Annotated in this window: 20 protein-coding genes; 15 read left to right on the top strand and 5 right to left on the bottom strand. The window is 57.0% G+C overall.

All coding sequences use genetic code 11. The features are described from left to right. Positions 1 to 80 precede the first annotated feature (80 nt). Positions 81 to 1,115: a porin gene (locus FS819_RS04085; protein WP_156550586.1), complete on the top strand. Its 1,035-nt coding sequence runs from the start codon at positions 81 to 83 to the stop codon at positions 1,113 to 1,115. A gap of 419 nt (positions 1,116 to 1,534) precedes the next feature. Here FS819_RS04085 and FS819_RS04080 read toward each other — a convergent pair whose 3' ends face one another. Continuing rightward, positions 1,535 to 2,752, bottom strand: a complete 1,218-nt coding sequence (locus tag FS819_RS04080) for an NAD(P)/FAD-dependent oxidoreductase (RefSeq protein ID WP_234624876.1) — start codon at positions 2,750 to 2,752, stop codon at positions 1,535 to 1,537. Between the two features lie 290 nt (positions 2,753 to 3,042). Between FS819_RS04080 and FS819_RS04075 the strand changes: the two genes are divergently transcribed. From FS819_RS04075 to FS819_RS04065, 3 genes are all read left to right on the top strand, one after another. Next, a complete protein-coding gene (locus tag FS819_RS04075) occupies positions 3,043 to 3,396 on the top strand; it encodes a hypothetical protein (protein WP_060715919.1) in 354 nt (117 codons plus the stop codon). 170 nt (positions 3,397 to 3,566) lie between these two features. After that, a complete protein-coding gene (locus tag FS819_RS04070) occupies positions 3,567 to 3,980 on the top strand; it encodes a PilZ domain-containing protein (protein ID WP_156550584.1) in 414 nt (137 codons plus the stop codon). 157 nt (positions 3,981 to 4,137) lie between these two features. After that, a complete protein-coding gene (locus tag FS819_RS04065; protein WP_156550583.1) occupies positions 4,138 to 5,256 on the top strand; it encodes a pyridoxal phosphate-dependent aminotransferase in 1,119 nt (372 codons plus the stop codon). A 108-nt stretch (positions 5,257 to 5,364) separates the two neighbouring features. Here the strand turns inward: FS819_RS04065 and FS819_RS04060 are convergent, their stop codons facing one another. After that, positions 5,365 to 5,631, bottom strand: coding sequence for an SEL1-like repeat protein (locus FS819_RS04060; protein WP_156550582.1), 267 nt, complete (start codon positions 5,629 to 5,631; stop codon positions 5,365 to 5,367). 530 nt (positions 5,632 to 6,161) lie between these two features. Between FS819_RS04060 and FS819_RS04055 the strand changes: the two genes are divergently transcribed. Continuing rightward, entirely contained in the window at positions 6,162 to 6,500 is a 339-nt protein-coding gene (locus tag FS819_RS04055; protein WP_156550581.1) for a DUF2147 domain-containing protein, read from the top strand. 57 nt (positions 6,501 to 6,557) lie between these two features. Here FS819_RS04055 and FS819_RS04050 read toward each other — a convergent pair whose 3' ends face one another. Further along, positions 6,558 to 7,250, bottom strand: coding sequence for a glutathione S-transferase family protein (locus tag FS819_RS04050; RefSeq protein ID WP_156550580.1), 693 nt, complete (start codon positions 7,248 to 7,250; stop codon positions 6,558 to 6,560). 207 nt (positions 7,251 to 7,457) lie between these two features. Between FS819_RS04050 and FS819_RS04045 the strand changes: the two genes are divergently transcribed. Beyond that, positions 7,458 to 7,652: a hypothetical protein gene (locus FS819_RS04045; protein WP_070167446.1), complete on the top strand. Its 195-nt coding sequence runs from the start codon at positions 7,458 to 7,460 to the stop codon at positions 7,650 to 7,652. 59 nt (positions 7,653 to 7,711) lie between these two features. Continuing rightward, complete coding sequence (locus tag FS819_RS04040; RefSeq protein WP_156550579.1) at positions 7,712 to 9,226, top strand: AMP nucleosidase; 1,515 nt, start codon at positions 7,712 to 7,714, stop codon at positions 9,224 to 9,226. A 35-nt stretch (positions 9,227 to 9,261) separates the two neighbouring features. Here the strand turns inward: FS819_RS04040 and FS819_RS04035 are convergent, their stop codons facing one another. After that, positions 9,262 to 10,233 carry a lysylphosphatidylglycerol synthase domain-containing protein gene (locus FS819_RS04035; protein ID WP_156550578.1) on the bottom strand — a complete coding sequence of 324 codons (972 nt, stop codon included), beginning with the start codon at positions 10,231 to 10,233 and terminating at the stop codon, positions 9,262 to 9,264. 176 nt (positions 10,234 to 10,409) lie between these two features. Here FS819_RS04035 and FS819_RS04030 point away from each other — a divergent pair, with 176 nt between their 5' ends. The 4 genes from FS819_RS04030 (at position 10,410) to FS819_RS04015 (ending at position 13,872) form a co-directional block, all read left to right on the top strand. Continuing rightward, on the top strand, positions 10,410 to 11,360 hold the full coding sequence (locus FS819_RS04030) for a glycosyltransferase family 2 protein (protein ID WP_234624885.1): 951 nt from the start codon (positions 10,410 to 10,412) through the stop codon (positions 11,358 to 11,360). A 1-nt stretch (position 11,361) separates the two neighbouring features. Further along, positions 11,362 to 12,888, top strand: coding sequence for a glycosyltransferase family 39 protein (locus FS819_RS04025; protein WP_197434234.1), 1,527 nt, complete (start codon positions 11,362 to 11,364; stop codon positions 12,886 to 12,888). Between the two features lie 91 nt (positions 12,889 to 12,979). Beyond that, complete coding sequence (locus FS819_RS04020) at positions 12,980 to 13,582, top strand: PadR family transcriptional regulator (RefSeq protein WP_156550576.1); 603 nt, start codon at positions 12,980 to 12,982, stop codon at positions 13,580 to 13,582. 2 nt (positions 13,583 to 13,584) lie between these two features. Beyond that, positions 13,585 to 13,872, top strand: a complete 288-nt coding sequence (locus tag FS819_RS04015) for a DUF2218 domain-containing protein (protein WP_156550575.1) — start codon at positions 13,585 to 13,587, stop codon at positions 13,870 to 13,872. 38 nt (positions 13,873 to 13,910) lie between these two features. Here the strand turns inward: FS819_RS04015 and FS819_RS04010 are convergent, their stop codons facing one another. Next, positions 13,911 to 15,281 carry an aspartate aminotransferase family protein gene (locus tag FS819_RS04010; RefSeq protein ID WP_156550574.1) on the bottom strand — a complete coding sequence of 457 codons (1,371 nt, stop codon included), beginning with the start codon at positions 15,279 to 15,281 and terminating at the stop codon, positions 13,911 to 13,913. Positions 15,282 to 15,406: 125 nt separating this feature from the next. Between FS819_RS04010 and FS819_RS04005 the strand changes: the two genes are divergently transcribed. The 4 genes from FS819_RS04005 (at position 15,407) to FS819_RS03990 (ending at position 20,763) form a co-directional block, all read left to right on the top strand. Then, entirely contained in the window at positions 15,407 to 16,762 is a 1,356-nt protein-coding gene (locus tag FS819_RS04005; protein ID WP_156550573.1) for a glutamine synthetase family protein, read from the top strand. 304 nt (positions 16,763 to 17,066) lie between these two features. Continuing rightward, positions 17,067 to 18,665 (top strand): peptide ABC transporter substrate-binding protein, encoded by a 1,599-nt coding sequence (locus FS819_RS04000; RefSeq protein ID WP_156550572.1) that lies wholly within the window; start codon positions 17,067 to 17,069, stop codon positions 18,663 to 18,665. A 60-nt stretch (positions 18,666 to 18,725) separates the two neighbouring features. Then, positions 18,726 to 19,649, top strand: coding sequence for an oligopeptide ABC transporter permease OppB (gene oppB, locus FS819_RS03995; RefSeq protein WP_060715931.1), 924 nt, complete (start codon positions 18,726 to 18,728; stop codon positions 19,647 to 19,649). Continuing rightward, complete coding sequence (locus tag FS819_RS03990) at positions 19,642 to 20,763, top strand: ABC transporter permease (protein WP_156550571.1); 1,122 nt, start codon at positions 19,642 to 19,644, stop codon at positions 20,761 to 20,763. The genes oppB and FS819_RS03990 overlap by 8 nt, the downstream gene beginning before the upstream one ends. Position 20,764 lies beyond the last annotated feature (1 nt).

Below are 20,764 nucleotides of genomic sequence, written 5' to 3'. Positions count from 1 at the left end.
AGTATGCCGGGGGGCAAACAACAAGAGCGGTTCATAGAGAGAATATCTCTATTTCTTAAACGACAAACTGGAGATTAAAAATGAATATTAAGGGCCTTCTTCTCGGCTCCGCTGCGGCTCTCGCAGCAGTATCTGGCGCACAGGCTGCTGACGCTATTGTTGCCGCTGCCCCCGAACCTGCTGAATATGTCCGCGTTTGCGATGCTTTCGGCACTGGCTACTTCTACATCCCCGGCACTGAAACCTGCTTGAAGATGAGCGGCTACGTTCGTTTTGAAGTTCAGGGCGCAAGCAACAACAGCCTGGGCGATGATCGTAACTGGAACGCTCGTACACGTGGCCTCGTCACTTTCGACGCCAAGAACGACTCCGAACTCGGCACGATCGGCTCCACCATCACGGTCCGCACCTGGGCTGATGAAAACGGCGGCAGCCTCGAACTCGACGAAGCCTTCATCACTGTTGCTGGCTTCCAGGTCGGTTCCTTCTACAATCCTTGGGATAGCGATCTGTCCGGCGAAACCGACGATATCGGTTCGAACCGTCTGAACTCGATTGCTTACAAGTACAAGGCTGACAATTTCTTCGTATACGGTTCGGTTGACGAACTGACGGGTTACTACAGCCGTACTCCGGCTGCTGGCTCTGATCCGTACAGCAAGAATAACCGCGTTGGTCTTGAAGCTCAGGTCGGCACGACTTTCGGTCCGGTTACTGCAAACCTGCTCGGCTCTTGGGATTTCGCAACCAGCAATGGTGCTGTTCGTGGCTTGGCTACAGCTGAAGTTGGTCCTGGCGAATTCGGTATCGCTGCGATCTACTCGACCGGCGCAAGCACCTATTACGACCTCAGCAAGTGGACTGTTGCTGCTCAGTACGCTGCAAAGATCACCGACAAGCTGAGCCTGACTCCTGGCGTTCAGTACTGGGGTGAAACTCAGGTTGACACGGATGGCGATTACTTCGGTCGCGACATCTGGAGAGCTGGTCTGACGGTTGACTACAAGCTGGCAGAAGGCCTGACCACCAAGGTTTCTGCTCAGTACCAGGATCATGACTGGGATGGCAACGACGACGTTTGGACGGGCTTTGTTCGTCTGGAACGCAAGTTCTGATCTGATTGTTGATCTTCAGTTGACAATAGCCTCCGGGTTTACGCCCGGAGGTTTTTTATTGCCTTGATGCGGTGTGCAACCTCGCAAGCAGGGTTGGATATAAAGCGCGATTGCGCTTATTGCCCTTAATCCTCTCTTATAGGACTGGGTTCGAAGGGTTGGGTCCTAGGATTGTTTGGGGTCTTTCGGTTTTGATTGAACCATGCAAACTCTCCCGTCTTGTGTTGTCGTTTGTCTTTTCGGGAAAACCGGTTTCACTCTTCCCAAGGCAACCTCTCACTCTGAAAGAATTTGGCTGGCCTTCTATCAAGGCACGGATGCTCACGCATTGTCGCTTTGAACGAGATGCAGATGCTTCCACGCCTCAAGGGCCTGAGGTGCTTTAAAATGGCCCCGAGAGCTATTTCGTCAGCGCTGGATCAGGCCAGCAACTGCTTTAAATCTTCCTGCGGATTACCAATGATTGCCTTATCGGCGAACCGGCCGGCTTCCAGAAGCTTTTTGGCCGTGACATAGGCCTTGGCATCATTGATGGCATCGACCGCAAGGAAACGGTCCTCATGATAATACCAGACGGACAGGCTACCCTCGCGCATGCCCGGTCTTATAATCGTCTCGTCATAGCCCAGATTAAGCCCGGCGATTTGCAGTTTCAGATCGTATTGATCCGACCAGAACCATGGTTTTGGTGCGTAGGGCACTGTCCCACCTGCAAGCACCATAGAAATGGCTTCCCCTTGATCGACGGCATTCTGAACTGATTCCAGCCGGACAGCCCCCTCACCCCAAGGAAGCAGCGCGCAATCGCCAGCAGCGAAGATGTCAGGATCGGATGTCCGGGCATAGCCGTCGACAATAATGCCATTCTGCACATGCAGTCCGGCGTTGCGCGCCAATCCGTCATTGGCGGTCGCGCCGATACCGACGATCACCAAATCGACATCAAGCCTGCTGCCATCTGATAGCTCGGCAGCCGTCACGATATCATTCTTACCCAAAAGGCATTTCAAGCCCATGTTTTCGCGAATCATCACGCCATGACCCTGGTGAACGGCACGAATGAAATCGGCAGTCTCTTTGGCGGCAACACGCGATAGAATGCGGTCGGCCATTTCGATCACCGTGACCTCAAGGCCAAGATGGCGCGCCACGGCAGCAGCCTCCAGGCCAATATAGCCGCCCCCGATGATCAACAGCCGCCGCCCTGGCTTCATCACCTCAGCCAGGCGGTCAGCATCGGCCTTGTTGCGGATGGTGTAGACCCCAGCCAAGTTGCCGCCAATTTCCTGCGGCAATCCTCGTGGCGTCGAACCGGTGGCAAGCACGAGTTTGTCATAGGACAGTGATGAACCGTCCTGAAGCCGAAGTAGCTTTTTCGATCGATCAATTTCTTCCACCCAACTGGAAAGGCGCAGTGTAATCGCATTTTCATCGTACCATTGGGCGGGCCGCAACAGCAGTCGATCAAAACTCATTTCGCCGATCAGATATTTTTTTGAAAGCGGTGGGCGCTGATAGGGTAATTCCGGTGCAAGGCCAATCATGGTAATCGGTCGTTCGTCGTTCAGTGCCCGTAGCTTTGCCGCAACAGAAAAACCGGCCTGCCCTGCGCCGACGATCACCAATGAATTTTCCACGCCATGCCTCCAGAAAAATCGCGAACTCTCTGCCGGAAAAAATGCAGCAATCAACGCGATAACCATTCTCATCAACGGGTAAATACCGGATGCCAACCCGTCAAGTTCGGTGGCCACGCCTGGATGTAATAATGCCAGGTTCCGAAGATCGGCCACCTCCTCACCTTGGGACGGATCAGAAGAGTTGCCGCAGTTCGTCAGGCTCGACAATTTTACCGATAAGATGAGGCAAACAATTAGGAAAACTGCGTTAAACTGGGATACCAAGAAGGAGAAGAAGGACCGGTGTCATGCCGCTGCAGAACATTCCCGATGCAAAAAAGGACATTCCGCGGGACCTTGTCTATAAGAAGTTCGGCATTGACCGACCTGGCAAAATCATCTTTGTGGGCCATCATCTCAGCACCAAAACCACGGTACGTTGCCTGATTCGCAAAATCTCTCTGCAGGGTGCGGAACTCGAAGTCAGCCGCATGCTACCCGTGCCGAAAAACTTCTTTCTCGAAATTCTAGGCATTCGCGACGAGATCGGTTGCACCTTGATGCGCAGGGAGCAAGAGACGGCAGTGGTGAGCTTCAACATGCTGATCGATCCCGAATTCCTTCATCACGTCGTAAAGCTCTCATTCGAATTTGGGCCGTAATGGCACAGACTAACACAGGTTGGACTTGAGATTGAGTTGCGTTTCTTTGCATATTCTCGTTTTGGTTTTAAAATTAGTCCAATCGCTCAAATTTGATGGAATAGATTCAACGCTCTGAAATGCCATTGCGGCAAACTTCTCCTGACAACGAGCACAACCGAGGAGAGATCATGCTGCAAGGAACCCATCTAGCGTCCGTCACTTCAGAAATGTATGAGCGGCGCTGGGACCGTTACCAGGTTCGCCGCCCCGCTCGTATTATGGCGGTCCGTGCAGGTTTGAGCGGCGTGACCATGCGCAGCGCGACGGTGCTGGATATTTCTCGCGGTGGCGCCGGTCTCGAATTGGATACGGGTATCGGCCTTGGCAGCCATTACTATCTGGAGGTGCTAGGGATTGCTACGCGCATTGGCTGTGCCGAAGCTTTTCGCAACGGCACAAGGGCGGGTGTCAAATTCCTGATGCCGATTTCAGAAGTCTTGTTGCAACGGATTATCCGTACCGACTTCGTCATGAGTGCCGACCGGACCAAAGACAATGCTGGAAAAACCGTTGCGCCGGGTACAGGCAGACTTGCCCGGTGAGCAGGCGCTCAAACCTCGTCGCGCACCATTTATTTTCAATCAACGGCCGTCCGCTGCAATAAAGAGGACTAGCCGCTGTTGTTTGATCTCATGCCCCTTGGCGGCTCCTTGCAGCCTTTCTATTCTCAGCGACACCGATTCGCCAGGAATAGCGTTCATGTCATCCTTTTCGCGGTTTACACCGCTTATCTCCCGCCTGCCCGCCACCGTTCCCTTTGTCGGCCCCGAGGCTATCGAGCGCCAGCGCAGTCTGCCGGTCAAGGCCAGGATCGGCGCCAATGAAAGCGGCTTCGGTCCCTCGCCCAACGTTCACTTGGCGTTGCAGGCCGCCTCATCCGACATCTGGAAATATGCCGATCCCGAAAATTTCGATCTGAAGGCCGCCCTGGCTGCCCATTATGGCCTTGCCGCCGATAATTTTGCGGTTGGTGAAGGCGTCGATGATCTTCTAGGCCTGACCGTGCGGCTGGTGATCGAGCAGGGTTTGCCAGTCGTCACTTCGCTTGGCGGTTATCCGACCTTCAATTTTCACGTCAATGGCTTTGGTGGGCGACTGGTGACGGTGCCCTATCGCCAGGACCGCGAGGATCTCGACGGTTTGCTAGAGGCCGTACGCCGCGAAAATGCGCCGCTGGCCTATCTCGCCAATCCCGATAATCCGATGGGAAGCTGGCACAAGAGCCACGACGTCGTCGCCTTTGCCCGCGCCTTGCCGGAGACATGTCTGCTCATTCTGGACGAAGCCTATAGCGAAACCGCCCCGGCTGGCAGCATCCCTGCGGTCGATGCGCTGATCGACCTGCCGAATGTGCTGCGGATGCGGACATTTTCCAAGGCTTACGGCTTGGCCGGAGCGCGGATCGGCTATGCGATCGGCACACCCGGAACAGTGTCTGCCTTCGACAAGATTCGCAATCATTTCGGCATGGTGCGCACCTCCGTCGCCGCGGCTCTGGCCGCCCTCGCCGACCAGGATTATCTGACCGCAACCGTCGCGAGGATCATCGCGGCACGGGAGCGAATTTCCTTAATTGCCCGCCAGAATGGCCTGCAACCGCTGGCCTCAGCGACCAATTTCGTGGCGGTGGACTGCGGCCGCGACCCGGCCTATGCCCGCGCAATTGTCGATGGATTGATGCAGCATGGCGTGTTTATCCGCATGCCGGGCGTGGCACCGCTCAATCGCTGTATCCGCATCAGCGCTGGCTTGCCGGAGGATCTCGATTTGCTGGAGCAAGTGCTGCCGATGGTTTTGAGCGATCTCGAATCGAAGTGATTGAACCACTTGGAAAAACAAAAACCGCGCCGGCTTGTTCCTGCCGGTCGCGGTTGAATGGTTTGGTATTACCCTGTTTCGTTGATGCCCTGTTTGGATGGCGGTGGATCAGTGGGAGGTCATCCATTCACGGGCGTCACGGAGCGCTTCTGCCAGCTGGCCCTTGGTCATGGTGGAGGCCAGATCGGACCGGAGGCCGACAGAACGGTCACATCCTTTGATCGCGGCGATATTCAGCCATTTATGGGCAGACACCAGATCCTGCTCGCAGCCACGACCGGTGGCATACATCAGGCCCATGATCCGAAAGATATCAGCCTGTGGCTGGCCGCCAATCGTGGCCATATCGTCTGCCTGCATATCGAAACGTGCCATGGTCTAGTTCCTGTCCAATTTGGCTTCGGTTGGTCTTTTTTCAGTGTCATGGCGGGTTTCCGGCTTATCATTGCGCCGGAATACCCCGCCAGGCTAAGTCCCTGTTTTTATGTCTGAACCGTCAACATCCTTGCGATCTAACGTCGCTTTTCGGAGTTTGCGGTGCGGCAGGTTTTCCCTGCTCGTTTGATGGGTTCATTATGTCGGACGGGTTTCAAAATGCGCTTAAAATGCTTGCTTAACGGGTGGCAAACGGGCTCGAAACCCTTTGTCAACTTGTCTTTCCGTTAAGCATTACAGGGGCTGGTTTACCGGCAAATAGAGGTTAATTTTACTGATCTTTTACAGTTGTGATTTTACTCTTTGTTCATCATGATCGAGAGAGACGCGGAAAGGCTTCGACATTCATCCCTTGCGATAGCGCCTCTCACATCGCATCAAAGCCCTATTTACGTTTACGTGCGCGTCATTTAATTTGGTGGTCTTGTGACCCGAAATCATATCGGGGGCGGAGGATCGTGGAGGAAACAATGAAAACTATTCTACTCGCAGCCGGACTATTGGCCTTGAGCCTGACAAGCGTCAGCGCAGCGGAGCCGATTGAAGGCAAATGGAAGACGGCGAGCGGTGAAACCGCCGAGATCGCCAGCTGTGGCACAGCCTTTTGCATCACCCTGAAGACGGGCAAGCATGCTGGCAAGCAAATCGGCAAGCTGAGTGGCTCAAGTGCCAGCTATACCGGCGAAGTCACCGATCCGGATAATGACAAGACCTATTCCGGCTCGGCAAATGTTCAGGGCAAGTCCCTCAACTTGAAGGGCTGCGTGTTGGCCGTGCTGTGCAAGAGCCAGACCTGGACCCGGATGTAATATTTCGCCGCGCCGGATCGTCCCGGCGCGGTATTGCCCGATTTTGAAGACGCCTGCTTATCGCGCCTTTTGACCAAACAGGACTTTCTTGGCTTCCTCATCGGTGGCGACATTGCTACGCCGCTCGGCGCCAACAGCAATACCGGCCTTGACCGCCGGTCGTTCCATCATCGCCTCAAACCAGCGCTTCAGATGGGGGAAATCGTTGAGGTCCTGTCCCTGATTGGCATGGGGTACGACCCAGCCGATGCAGGCCATGTCGGCAATGGAATAATTGCCCGCCAGAAACTCCCGATCCGCCAGCCGCTTGTTCATCACGCCATAGAGACGGTTGACTTCATTGGTGTAGCGGTTGATGCCGTATTCGATCTTTTCCGGCGCATATTGACGGAAATGATGCGCTTGTCCGGCCATCGGGCCAAGGCCGCCCATCTGCCAGAACAGCCACTGATCCACCTCGACACGGGCGCGCTCGTCGGTGGGGTAGAATTTGCCGGTCTTGCGTCCCAGATATTGCAGGATGGCGCCAGATTCGAACACGGATATCGGCTCCCCGCCCGGACCATCCGGATCGATAATTGCTGGCATGCGGTTATTGGGCGAAATTTTCAGGAAATCCGGCGCGAATTGCTCGCCCTTGCCGATATTGATGTATTTCACCTCATAGGGCAGGCCGAGTTCTTCCAACAGAATGGAAATCTTCCAGCCATTCGGGGTGGGCCAGTAATAAAGCTCGATAGGCGCTGTCATGGGCTCTCTCCTTTACGGCATCGTGTGTTTTATCAAATGCCGATGCTGTAGCACTTCAAATGATGCAGTCGCTTCCTGTCCTGAGGTAAATATCACAGCGCCAAGTTCAAGGGACAGAAACCTTAAAACAACAGCGTCAGAGGGGATTCCAGCCTCGCGATAGCTTGATCGTTTTATATCAAAACCATCAAGCTATCGGGGGATATCATGAGAGAGATTGCACTACGGCTGACGGCGGTAACGGTTATCATGGCGGTGTTCGCGGCGCTGTTTTCCATACTGGTCGTCAATTCTGCCCGCATACCGCAAAACCTGCGCACGGGCCTGGCGGGAGAGCGGCTCTATTCACTGCAAAACGGGTCGTCGTTTGCCAATCAAAACATCACCGCGCGCAGGGGATAAAATCAGCGGAAATGCATGGCTGTCGTTTGCTTGTTATTCAGACCGATATATAACGTCTCATGAGCAATAGAATCGTCAATTCCATCCCTGGGCCTATCCCCGTCACCATCATCAGCCCACCCGCTTATGAGGCAAGGCTGTTTGCCGATGCCAATGAGGCTGTCGATGCGATTACAGAAATCTATGAGCGCAATACGGCGTTTCTCATCGATGCATTTACAGCCCTTGCCAATGGCGCGCCGATAGAGGGTCGTTACCGGGCCTTCTATCCGCAGGTCAGTATTGAGACCAATAGTTTCGGCCATCTGGATACCCGGCTTTCCTATGGCCACGTCACCTCGCCCGGCGTCTACACCACGACGCTCACCAATCCGAAATTGTTTCGCCATTATCTCAAGGAACAGCTGTCCCTGCTGATGCGCAATCATCAGGTTCCGGTCAAGGTCTGTGAATCAACGACGCCGATCCCGCTGCATTTCGCCTTTGGCGAAGGCGCGCATGTCGAGGCTTCGCCCACCGGCTTTTCCGATATCCAGTTGCGCGATATTTTCGATACGCCTGATCTTTCGACCACGGACGACGAGATCGCCAATGGCGAATATGAGCCGCCAGCCGGCGAACCGTTTCCACTGGCGCCGTTCACGGCGCAGCGGATCGATTATTCGCTGGCGCGGCTGTCGCATTATACGGCGACCAGCGCCAAGCATTTCCAGAACTTCGTGCTGTTCACCAACTATCAGTTCTATGTGGATGAATTCTGCGCCTATGCCCGCACCCTGATGGCCAATGGCGGCGAAGGCTATACGGCCTTTGTCGAGCCGGGCAATATCACCACGCAAGCGGGTGAAAATGCGCCCTCTTCCGGCGCGCCGCTTGGCCGACTGCCGCAAATGCCTGCCTATCATCTGAAAATGAAGGGGCATGCCGGTATTACCATGGTCAATATCGGCGTTGGCCCGTCCAATGCCAAGACCATTACCGACCACGTCGCCGTGCTGCGCCCGCATGCATGGCTGATGCTTGGCCACTGCGCTGGCCTTCGCAACAGCCAGCGGCTCGGCGATTATGTGCTGGCTCATGCCTATATGCGTGAAGACCACGTGCTGGACGACGACCTGCCTGTCTGGGTACCGATCCCGGCTTTGGCCGAAGTGCAGCTGGCACTGGAAGATGCTGTCGAGGAAATTACCGGTTATGAAGGCTTCGAGCTGAAGCGCATCATGCGCACCGGCACGGTAGCCACCATCGACAATCGCAACTGGGAACTGCGCGACCAGCGCGGCCCGGTGAAGCGCCTGTCGCAGTCGCGCGCCATTGCGCTCGACATGGAATCCGCGACGATTGCCGCCAATGGCTTCCGCTTCCGCGTTCCCTATGGCACCTTGCTCTGCGTCTCCGACAAGCCGCTGCATGGCGAATTGAAACTGCCGGGCATGGCGACGGCTTTCTACAAGACCCAGGTCAGCCAGCATTTGCAGATCGGTATCCGCGCCTTACAGAAGCTCGGCGCCATGCCAACCGAAAAACTGCATTCGCGCAAGCTGAGAAGCTTTTTCGAAACGGCCTTCCAGTAAGCAGCTTCGATGCCTTGCCGTTGATGCCTGCCGTTTTAGGGCTTTTGCGCAGGCGAAGGGAAGATCGCGTTCAGCGCCAGCGACAGCGCTGCACTGAGCAGGGCTGAAACGATGACGATCAGATGCAGGTTGACGGCGGCCTTGGCCAATCCGTCCATATCCTGCACTGCCGCTCCAAGAGCCGCCGCACCGGCGACGATGCCAGCCGGATAGGTGCCGACGCCAGCCGGCGCATGAAACGGCAGGACGGAGGAAAGCTCGCCGCCCAGCGCTCCGCCAAAAGCCGCAGATAGCGGTGTCACCTGCATCAGGCTCAACACCCAGGCAAACACCAGAACTTTGGTACCCCAGGTGACAATGGTCATGGCCCAGGCCCGGAAAAAGGCCGCCTTATGCGCAGGCAGGCCTGCCTCCACCCCTTCGACCATCTTCAGCAGCCTGCCGGAAAACCGCGCCCTTGCGAAAGCTAAAGCAGGGCGTTTTAACGCAAAGCCGATCAGCGGCAGGACCAGAAACAGCAGCCAGACCATTCCCCACACTTTGGGCTGCGGCTTGCCCAGCACCAGGCCGAGACCGGCGGCGGCCAGAAGCGCGTGCAGATCCAGGAGCCGCATCACCAGCAGCGCCGAAGTGCCAGACAACAGCGGCACGGAAAATTCCGAGCGCATCAGCAGCGGAAAGCTGGTTTCACCGCTTCGAAACGGCAGAAGAATATTGAGGAGATTATGGACCTGCGCCAGATGAAACAGCGCGGTAAACCGGCCCGAGGTTTGGTGTGGAAAATAATCGTAGATCCGCCAGGCCCGCACCAGAGAGGTGGACACCAACAGGCCCAGTGCCAGCAGCACTGTTGAAAGGCCCAGCGCCTGCCACTCTCGCAGCACCATCCCCCAGCCCCAGACGGCTTCGACAAAAACCACATAAGCGGCAATGGCGATAAAGGCGATGAGCGAAACGCCATGGCGCTTTATCCACGATTTGCGGTGACTTTGATCGATTGAGGTCATTGCCCTGACAGTTCCGAATTGCGTGGCCGCGCCGGTTCCTATAACACCCGGACTTATAAAGGCCAGCAATTTTCGGAGTTCCTCCCTTGCCGACAGACCGTTTCGCCGCCGTGACCGGCCATGCTTCCTCCGATGATGCCGCATCCGCGATCGAGCTGTCGGTCATCGTTCCCTTCATGAACGAAGAAGACAATATCGGGCGGATGATCGAGCGGGTGATGGAAGCGCTGAAGGATTTCGGCAAGCTCTGGGAACTGATCGTCATCGACGACGGCTCCACAGACCGGACATTGAGCCGGGCGCAGGCCTATATCGGCCGTGAAGGCCTCGACCTGAAAATCATTGAATTCCAGCGCAATTTCGGCCAGGCAGCAGGCCTTCAGGCTGGTTTTGACGCGGCACGCGGACGGCTGATTGCCTCGCTGGACGGCGACCTGCAAAACGACCCGCACGATATTCCCGGCATGATCACCGAGTTGGAAAGCCGCGATCTCGACCTGCTCTGCGGCTGGCGCAAGGCCAGGCAGGATGCGCTGGTGCTGCGCAAGATCCCCTCCTGGTGCGCCAACCGGTTGATCGGCAAGGTGACCGGCGTGCGCATCCACGATTACGGCTGCGGCCTGAAGCTCTACCGTGCCCATATCATCAAGCAGATCAGCATCATGGGCGGAATGCACCGCTTCATTCCTGCCTGGGTCGCCAGCGTCATTCCATCGTCAAGGATCGGCGAGACCGTGGTCAATCACCATGCCCGCCAGTTTGGCACCTCGAAATACGGCATTTCCCGCACCGCCCGCGTCGTGCTCGATCTGCTGGCCGTGCTGTTCTTCATGCGGTTTCGCCAGAGGCCCGGCCATTTCTTCGGGATGATCGGCTTTTTCATCGGCACGCTCAGCGCGCTGATCCTGTTCTATCTGTTCGTCATCAAGCTGATGGGCGAGGATATCGGCACGCGGCCGCTGCTGCTGGTCGGCGTCATGCTGTTTTTGGCCTCGATCCAGATGATCACCACTGGCATTGTCGCGGAAATGCTGACCCGTTCCTACGATACGCCCCGCGCCTACGTGATCCGCAAGACCTATGAGCAGGCTCCGGATACCCAAGCACCGGATACCAAGGATATCTGAGATGATTTCGACGCTCCGGCAGAAGCCCGCTTCGCTCTTTCTTCTTCTGGGCGTCTATTTCATCGTGCAGGTGCTGGTGCGACTGGCCTTGCCCGCCTCGCTGGAACTCGATGAAGGCCAGCAGCTCTATTATGCGCAATGGCTGTCAATCGGTTACGACAGCCAACCGCCGTTCTATAACTGGATCCAGTATGGTGTGGTGGAGCTGCTTGGCCCCAACCGGCTGGCGCTGGCGCTATTGAAAAACCTGATGCTGTTTGCCAGCTACGTGTTGATCGCGCTGGCCGCAGCGCAGGTGCTGAAAAGCCGTGATCTCGTGATCATCGCCTGCCTTAGCCTGTTGACCATGCCGCAGATCAGCTTTGAGGCACAGCGAGACCTGACCCATACTGTCGCGCTGATTTTCTGCACCGCGCTGCTGCTGTTCGGGGTGTTGCGGACCCTGAAATCGCCCAGTCGCTGGAGCTATGCCCTGACCGGGGCTGCGATCGGCTGTGGGTTTATTTCCAAATACAACTTCGTCCTATTGGTCAGCGCCGCCTTCCTCGCCATCCTGGCGGAGCCGAAGTTTCGCCGACGTGTAATGGACTGGCGCATCCTGCTGACGGCTGGCGTGGCATTGGCCATCTTGCTGCCGCATGCCCTGTGGTTTTTCCAGCATATGCAGGAAGCGACCCGCAATACGCTGGGTAAAATGACCGATGACAATATTACCAGCCTGCCACAGCAGATCTTCAAGGGTCTGACATCGCTCAGCACTGCGGTTCTGGCCAGCGCAGCCCCCACCATGGCGCTGCTGCTGATACCCTTCGCCCGCACCCTGCCCTTCCCGCATCTGCCGCGCCCAGCCGCCTCCGTTTTGTCCGCCAGCAATGAATGGACCCGGCTGCTGGGCCGGATGATGCTGCTGGTGGTCGCCGTTCTGGCGCTGATGGTAATTTTCGGCGGCGTCAGCGCCATCAAGGACCGCTGGCTTGCGCCCTGTTTCCTGATGCTGCCGCTCTATCTTTGCCTGAAAGTCGAGGCAGCAGGCTTAGGCGAAGAGGGACAGTTGCGCCGCTTTCTGGTCGTCGCGCTTGCCATCATGGTGCTGGTGCCGGTGATCCTCTATGGCCGCGTGGTCGGTGCCGGCATTATCGGCCATTACCAGAAGCAGAATGTACCCTATGGCCAGGCCGTTGCCACGGCGCTGGCCTCTGCGCCAAGCCGCCCAGTTCTGGTGCTGACCAGCGATCAGCAGATGGCCGGCAACATCCGCCTGCACGCGCCCGATATTGCTGTTACCGTTCCGCCGACAAGCGGCGTGCCTGCACCGGCGCGTTTCGACGCACAGCATCCGCTGATGGTGATTTGGCGCAATTTCGGCAGGCCCAACCCGGAAATGCCAAAGGCCATGAAGGACTGGATCGCCACCTATCCCGGTCTACAGGCCCAATCGGTCGGCGAAATCGCCCTGCCCTTCCTGCATGGGCGGCCGCATTCGCTCTATTCCTTCGGCTACGCCCTCTATTACTCCACCACACCCTGATATTTCGATTTGGCAAAAAAGATCAAAATGCCTCTTGATCGATTTTATCTAAGATATATCTTAGACCTATAAAACTTATCGGAGATACACAATGCGATTTTCTCATTCACACGAATACCAAGGGGAGCATGGTGGCAGGCATGGTCATCGGCTTACCGACCTGATGCAGGCGATGCGTGGCGGTCCCTTTGGACACAAGGGACCAGGCGGCAAGCACGGACGCGATGGCGAACGTCGCCGGATGTTTGAAACCGGCGAATTGCGGCTGGTGCTGCTGAAGCTGATTTCGGAACTGCCGCGCCATGGCTATGACCTGATCCGCGAAATCGAACGGCTCTCGGGCGGTGCCTATGCGCCCAGCCCCGGCGTGATCTATCCGACCATGACCCTGCTGCTGGATATGGGCCTTGCCGAAGAACAACAGACTGAGGGCGCCCGCAAATTGCTGGGCATTACCGAGGCTGGAAAAATCCACCTCGACGACAATGCCGAGGCGGTCGAGATTGCCATCGCCCGGCTGACCGCCCTTGCCAAATTGACCGAACGCACCGATGCCGGGCCGGTGCGCCGGGCAATCCATAATCTGCGCGCCGTGATCCATGACCGGCTCGCCCAGGACGACGTATCGCGTGAGACGCAATTGGACGTCGCCCGCATTCTCGATGAAGCAGCCAGCAAGATTGAAAGGCTTTGACCATGACCAAAACCATTGCCACCGTCCCCACTGAACACGGTTGGAAATATGTTCAGCAACTCTGCAAACACTGGAGCCACAAGCTGGAGGTCGATCTCGGCGATCAAAAAGGTACCGTCAAATTCGACAACGCCATCGCTGTGATGACCTGCGACGAGGCAGGACTGACCGTCACCATCGAAGCCGCAAGCGAGGACCTGCTGGAGCGCTTCAAAGGCGTGGTCTCCAGCCATCTCGACCGCTTCGCCTTCCGCGAAGCGCCCCTGCCCTTTGATTGGAAACCTGCCTGATACCAAGGCCATTGAAAATGACCTTGGTATGACGTGACCTATTCGCGATAGTGATCGCGCAGCCAATCCAGCGCCTTGCCCAAAACCTCCACCGCCTCATCAACCTCGGCGCGGGAGATAATAAATGGCGGCGAAAACAACATGCGGTCGCCGGTGGCGCGGACAATCACGCCATTGGCAACGCACTGATTGCGCACTTGCGCGCCGACATCGTCGGGTTTGGCGAAGCGATGGCGCGACGCCTTGTCTGCCGTCAGTTGCACCGCACCGATCAGCCCAAGGCTGACCACCTCGCCCACGCACGGATGATCGGCAAGCGACGCCAGCGCCGTGGCGAAATAAGGGCCGATATCGTCGCGCACCCGCTCCACCAGTTTTTCATCTTCGAGGATACGGATATTTTCCAATGCCGCTGCCGCGCAGACCGGATGGCCGGAATAGGTATAGCCGTGATTGAAATCGCCGACCTCATTGATCAGCACCTCGGCCACCCGGTCCGAGACCAGCACGCCGCCGACCGGCAGGTAGCCTGACGATAGGCCCTTGGCGATCGGGGCCAGATCCGGCTCGAAACCGAAATGCTGATAGCCGAACCAGCTGCCCAACCGGCCAAAGCCGCAGATCACTTCGTCGGAGACCAGCAGCACATCATAGTGCTGGCAAATGCGCACGATCTCCGGCCAATAGCTATCCGGCGGAATGATAACCCCACCCGCCCCTTGCACGGGTTCGGCCACGAAGGCCGCAACGTTTTCCGCGCCAAGTTCCAGAATTTTCGCTTCCAGCTCCTGCGCGGCCTTCAGGCCAAACTCCTCAGGCGAAAGGATGCCGCCCTCGCCATACCAATAGGGCTGGTTGATATGGTGAATGCCCTCAATCGGCAGATTGCCCTGTTCATGCATGTATTTCATACCGCCCAGCGAAGCGCCCGCCACGGTCGAGCCATGATAGCCATTCTTGCGAGCGATCACCTGCGTCTTGGTGGGGTGGCCGAGCGCCTTCCAATAGACCCGCGCCAGGCGAAACCATGTATCGGTGGCCTCGGAACCCGAATTTGTGAAGAACACATGGTTCATCTGCGGCCCGGCCAGGCTGGTCACTTTCTGGGCCAGCAGCGTCGCTGGTGGCGTGGTGGAGCCGAAAAACGTGTTGTAATAGGGTAGTTCCTGCATTTGCGCATAGGCCGCATCGGCAATCGACTTGCGGCCATAACCGACATTGACGCACCATAGCCCGCCAAACGCATCGAGATATTTCTTGCCCGTCGCATCCCAGATATGGACGCCCTCGGCGCGCTCAATAATGCGCACACCTGCCTCATTCAGCTTTTTGGTGTCATTGAACGGGTGCAGATGATGAGCGGCATCGATGGCGGCAAGATTGGAAAGGGTGGCAGGTTTCTCGTTCATGGCAGGCATCCTCAGGCGGCGGTGTCGCATTGAAAGGCGGCAATTTATCCGCTACGACCATGACGATATGCCCCAGCTTTGGCAAGAACCGCCAAGGGCTGGCACACCTCTTTCGAAAGCCCGCCATGACCCAGATCGACGCCTCCACCAGCACCGCCCTCGACCCGCAGGCCCGGATCGAAATCCTGCTGGTGGGCATGAATGGCGATCTGCGCGGCAAGATGATCCCGCTCAGTGCTGAGGACAAGGTCTGGAAAAACAGTGTCCGCCTGCCCGCCTCCACCCAGTCGCTGGATATCTGGGGCGACGACAATGACGACCTGACCGGCATTTCGCTGACCTTGGGCGATCCCGATGGCCTGTGCATTCCCGACAAGCGTTCGCTTAGCTCCATGCCGTGGGCACCATCAGGCTCCAAACAGGTGCTGGCCACCATGCACACGCTAGAAGGAAAGCCGCATTTCGTCTGCCCGCGCGCCATTCTGGCCAGGGTGCTGGAACGGTTTACGGCATTAGGCCTGACGCCTGTCGTAGCAACCGAGCTGGAATTTTACGTGATGGAGGATGATTGGCGCGAGACCGGAAGGCCGATGCCGCCCAAGGCGCTGACCTATCGCGGCGAGCCGAACGGCTTTCAGCTGTATGACATGCGGGCAACCGGAGCGATGGAGGATTATCTCGCCACCGTGCGCGCCTATGCCGATGCCATTGGCCTGCCCGCCGATGCCACGACAGCGGAATTCGGACCCGGCCAGTTCGAGGTCAATCTCCTGCACCGGCCCGACGCTATGGCCGCAGCGGATGACTGTATCTATTTGAAGCGCGTCGCCGAATTTGCCGCCCGGCGCCATGGGCTGAAATCCACCTGCATGGCCAAGCCCTATGGTGATCAGGCCGGTTCCGGCCTGCATGTGCATGTCAGCATCATCGATACGCAAGGCCGCAATATTCTCGATGCCAAAGGCGGCGAACCGGTCAAGCTGAAATCGGTGACGGCGGGCCTGTTGCAGACCATGCGGGAAGCGCAGCTGATTTTTGCACCCTTTGCCAATTCCTATCGCCGTTTCCAGCCCGGCTCCTTTGCGCCCGACCGGATCGACTGGGGTTTCGGCCATCGCGGCACCGCTATTCGTATTCCCGACAAGGACGGCCCGGCAGCACGGATCGAGCACCGGGTAGCGGGGGCCGACGCCAATCCGCATCTGCTGCTCGCCGCCATTCTCGGCGGCATGTTGAAGGGCCTGGAGGCCGATCTCGATCCCGGCCCAGTGACCACGCCTGATGCGCCAGCCACAAGCCCGGACCTTCTGACCCATGACTTCCTGACCGCCGTCGATGCCTTCCGCACGTCTGATTTCATCGCCGATGTTTTCGGAAAACAATATCGCCAACTCTATGGCGATACCAAGCGCAAGGAAGCGATCACGTACCTGCGCACCGTGTCGGATTTCGATTACCGGACCTATCTGCCGCGCCTGTAAACGCGCCTGCCATGTCCAGAACTGCCGCAGCATGAGAACCGTTCAGCGGAATGTGATCCCATGGACATCGCATTTTGAATAATAAAATACTAAAATAACGCCGACGGACAGAATGGAGCACCAACTTCCCCTGAAATCATGGGGAGGCAGGGCCAGACTGTGGAAAACATTTTGCCTTTTGAGCACAAAGTGCCTCTGGTCAGAAACCGACAATGTTTTTTTGAAGGCAGGGCTTGTTTTTTGGGCAGTTTTACCATTTGGTCAACAACCGAACGAATTCCCTACGGGCGCGGAGACAACAAGAATGACCAAGATGAAAATCCGATTGGCAACGGCAGTGCTGGCAGGTTCCCTGCTGTTTGGTGCAAGCAGTGCATTGGCGGAAGCGGTGCTTCGGCGCGGCAATGGCGCAGAGCCCAAGTCGCTTGATCCGGCCCATATCTCGATCGACATCGAAGGTCATATCATGCAGGACCTTTACGAAGGTCTCGTGGTGTTTGACAATGCTGGCAAGATCCAGCCAGGCGTGGCCGAAAGCTGGAAAATCTCCACGGACGGCACGGTCTACACGTTCAACCTGCGCAAGGATGCCAAGTGGTCTGATGGCACACCTCTGACGGCTGGCGACTTCGTCTTCTCCCTTCAGCGTGAGGAAAATCCGAAGACAGCCGCCGAATATGCCAATATTCTTTATCCGATCAAAAATGCCCAGAAGGTCAACAAGGGTGAATTGCCGCCCGAACAGCTTGGTGTGAAGGCGGTGGATGACCACACGCTGGAAATCACCCTGGAACAGGCAACACCGTTCTTTCTGCAATTGATGACCCATTATACCTCCTTGCCGATCAGCAAGGCCAATTATGATAAATTCGGCGAGCAATTCGTCAAGCCGGGCAACATGGTGTCCAACGGCGCCTTCAAGCTGCAAGCCCATGTGCCGAATGACAGCCTGACCGTCGTTAAAAATGAAAACTACTGGGATGCGAAGAACGTCAAGCTCGACAAGGTGATCTTTTACCCGATCGACGATCAGGCCGCAGCGCAGCGCCGCTATGAAGCCAAGGAGCTGGATGTCAGCTACGGCCTGCCGCTCGATCAGTTGAAGCGCCTCAAGGCTGCATTTGGCGCACAGGTTCACGCAACGCCGTCACTCGCGACAGAATACTATGCTTTCGACACCCGCGAAGCCCCCTATAGCGACGTGCGGGTCCGCCAGGCTCTGTCCATGGCAGTCGACCGCGATTTCGTCGCCAATGACATTCGCTCCGGTGCCGTCATCCCGGCCTATAGCTTTGTGCCGCCGGGCATGGAAGGCTATGGCGCAGGCCCACAGCCTGAATTTGCCAAGCTTTCGCAGATCGACCGCGAGGACAAGGCCGTTGAATTGATGAAAGAGGCCGGTTACGGCAAGGGCGGCAAGCCGCTGAACATCGAAATTCGCTACAACACCAATGCCGACCACGAACGGCTGGCGACCGCCATTGCCGACATGTGGAAGACCACCTTCGGCGCTACGGTCAAGCTGACCAATCTCGATGTGGCCTCGCATTACTCCTACTTGCAGGAAGGCGGCAAGTTCAACGTTGCACGTGCGGCCTGGGCTGCCGACTACGCCGACCCGGAAAATTTCCTGGCGCTGCAAATCAGCGACAACAAGACCTTCAATTATCCGCATTGGAATAACCCGGAATTCGACGCGCTGATGGCGAAATCCTACAAGGAAACCGATCAGGCCAAGCGCATGGAGCTGATGAAGCAGGCTGAAGCGATTCAGGTCAAGGACCAGCCGATCATGCCGCTTTATTTCCGGTCCAATCTGTGGATGGTTTCTGAAAACGTGCAGGGCTGGGGCGACAGTGGCGTTGATTGGCACCTCTCCAAGTATCTGAGCCTGTCCAAGTAACCTCAAAGGAGAGCGACGCGCGGGGACCGAAAGGTCTGGCCGCGCGTCTGCTATTTGACCATGATCAACTTTGTTCTGCGCCGACTGATGAGCGCGATACCGACGATCTTCATCGTCGTGACCATTTCATTTTTCCTGATGCGCTTTGCTCCGGGTGGACCGTTCAGCCTTGAACGGCCATTACCGCCGCAAACCATGGAAAATATCATCGCGACATTCCACCTCAACGATCCCTTGTGGAAACAATATCTGCATTATCTCGCCAATGCCTTCCAAGGGGATTTTGGTCCGAGCTTCGTCTACAAGGACAATACCGTTGCGCAGTTGATTTCGCAGGCGCTTCCCTATTCCATCAAGCTTGGCGGCACCGCGCTGATTATCGCGCTGATTTTAGGCGTCATTCTGGGAACAATCGCAGCGCTTCGGCAAAACGGCTGGATCGATTTTACCGTCATGTCGTTTGCGACGATTGGCATTACCGTCCCGAATTTCGTGGTCGGGCCGGTGTTGACGCTGATTTTCGCTTTGATGCTGTCCTGGCTTCCCGCCGGTGGCTGGGGTGATGGTTCGCTCTACTATCTGGCGCTGCCGATTACCGTACTGGCCCTGCCCCAGGTCGCCATTATCGCCCGCCTCACCCGCGGCTCAATGATCGAAGCCCTGCATACCGACCATATCCGCACGGCCCGCGCCTATGGCCTGCCCTCGCGCACGGTCATCATAACCCATGCCATGCGCGGTGCGCTGCTGCCGGTTATTTCCTATCTCGCGCCCGCAGCCGCGGCTCTTTTGACCGGCTCTGCCGTGGTCGAGAGCATTTTCACCATTCCAGGCGTCGGACGTTTCTTTGTCATCGGCGCCCTGAACCGGGACTATCCGCTGGTGATGGCAACCGTTTTGCTGGTTTCGATCTTCGTGATCGTCTTCAATCTGCTTGTCGACATCGCCTACGGCCTGCTCGATCCGAGGGTCCGCCATGACTGATACCACCATCACCTCCCCTTCGATTGAAGGCCGCAGCCTGGGCCAATTGGCGCTCCTGCGGTTCCGCCGGAATAAGGCAGCCATGGGCGGCTGCGTGATCCTGCTGCTCATTGCCCTGTTCTCCTTTGCCGGGCCTCTGTTCAGCAGCCACAGCTATGACCAGGTGTTTTCCTCCTATGTTTCTGTGCCTCCGAGCCTGAAACCCTTTCCCGACCCTGCCTCTCTTCAACAGGTAGCGGAAAGTGCTGCCATGCGGGCACGGCTGAAACTGGACAGTTTTACGGTGGAAAACGGCACGTTTACCGTGAAGATTTCCTCCGACAAGCCCGTCGATCCCCGCAGTATTCGCTATTTCGACCGCGTCAATGAGTTTCATGACACCCGCGTCACTGAGACCACGCCCGACCAGCTTTCGATGACGTTGAGCGGACGTGTCAGCCAAGAATATTTCTTCTTCGGCACCGACAGCAATGGCCGCGATCTGATGGTTCGCGTTATGCTGGGCGGACAGATCTCGATTGCCGTCGGCATTGCCGCCAGCCTCGTTTCCCTCGGCATCGGGGTGATCTATGGGGCAACCTCTGGCTATCTTGGCGGACGGGTCGACAATGTGATGATGCGCATCGTCGAAATCCTTTATTCGCTGCCCTTCGTGTTCCTGGTTGTTGTCATGGTGGTGTTTTTCGGCCGCTCCATCCTGTTGATGTTCCTGGTGATCGGGGCCGTACAATGGCTGGAAATGGCCCGGATCGTCCGTGGTCAGACCTTGTCGTTGAAACGGCGTGAATTTGTCGGCGCGGCAGAGGCTTTGGGCTTGACGGATTGGCAGATCATTCGCCGCCATATCATTCCCAACACCATTGGCCCGGTCATCGTCTTCGTCACCGTGGTGGTGCCGCAGGTGATCCTCACCGAAAGCTTCCTTTCCTTCCTCGGTCTTGGCGTACAAGCACCACTGGCCAGCTGGGGAACATTGATTTCGGATGGCGCGCAAAACATTCAAAACACGCCATGGCTGCTGATCTTCCCGGCCATTTTCTTCGTCGTCACCCTGTTTTCGCTCAATTTCGTGGGCGACGGGCTGCGCGATGCGCTTGATCCCAAGGACCGATAAG

The organism is Allorhizobium sp. Av2 (genome assembly GCF_021462805.2).
Lineage (GTDB): Bacteria > Pseudomonadota > Alphaproteobacteria > Rhizobiales > Rhizobiaceae > Allorhizobium > Allorhizobium vitis_G.
This window is presented reverse-complemented; position numbering and strand designations above follow the sequence as displayed.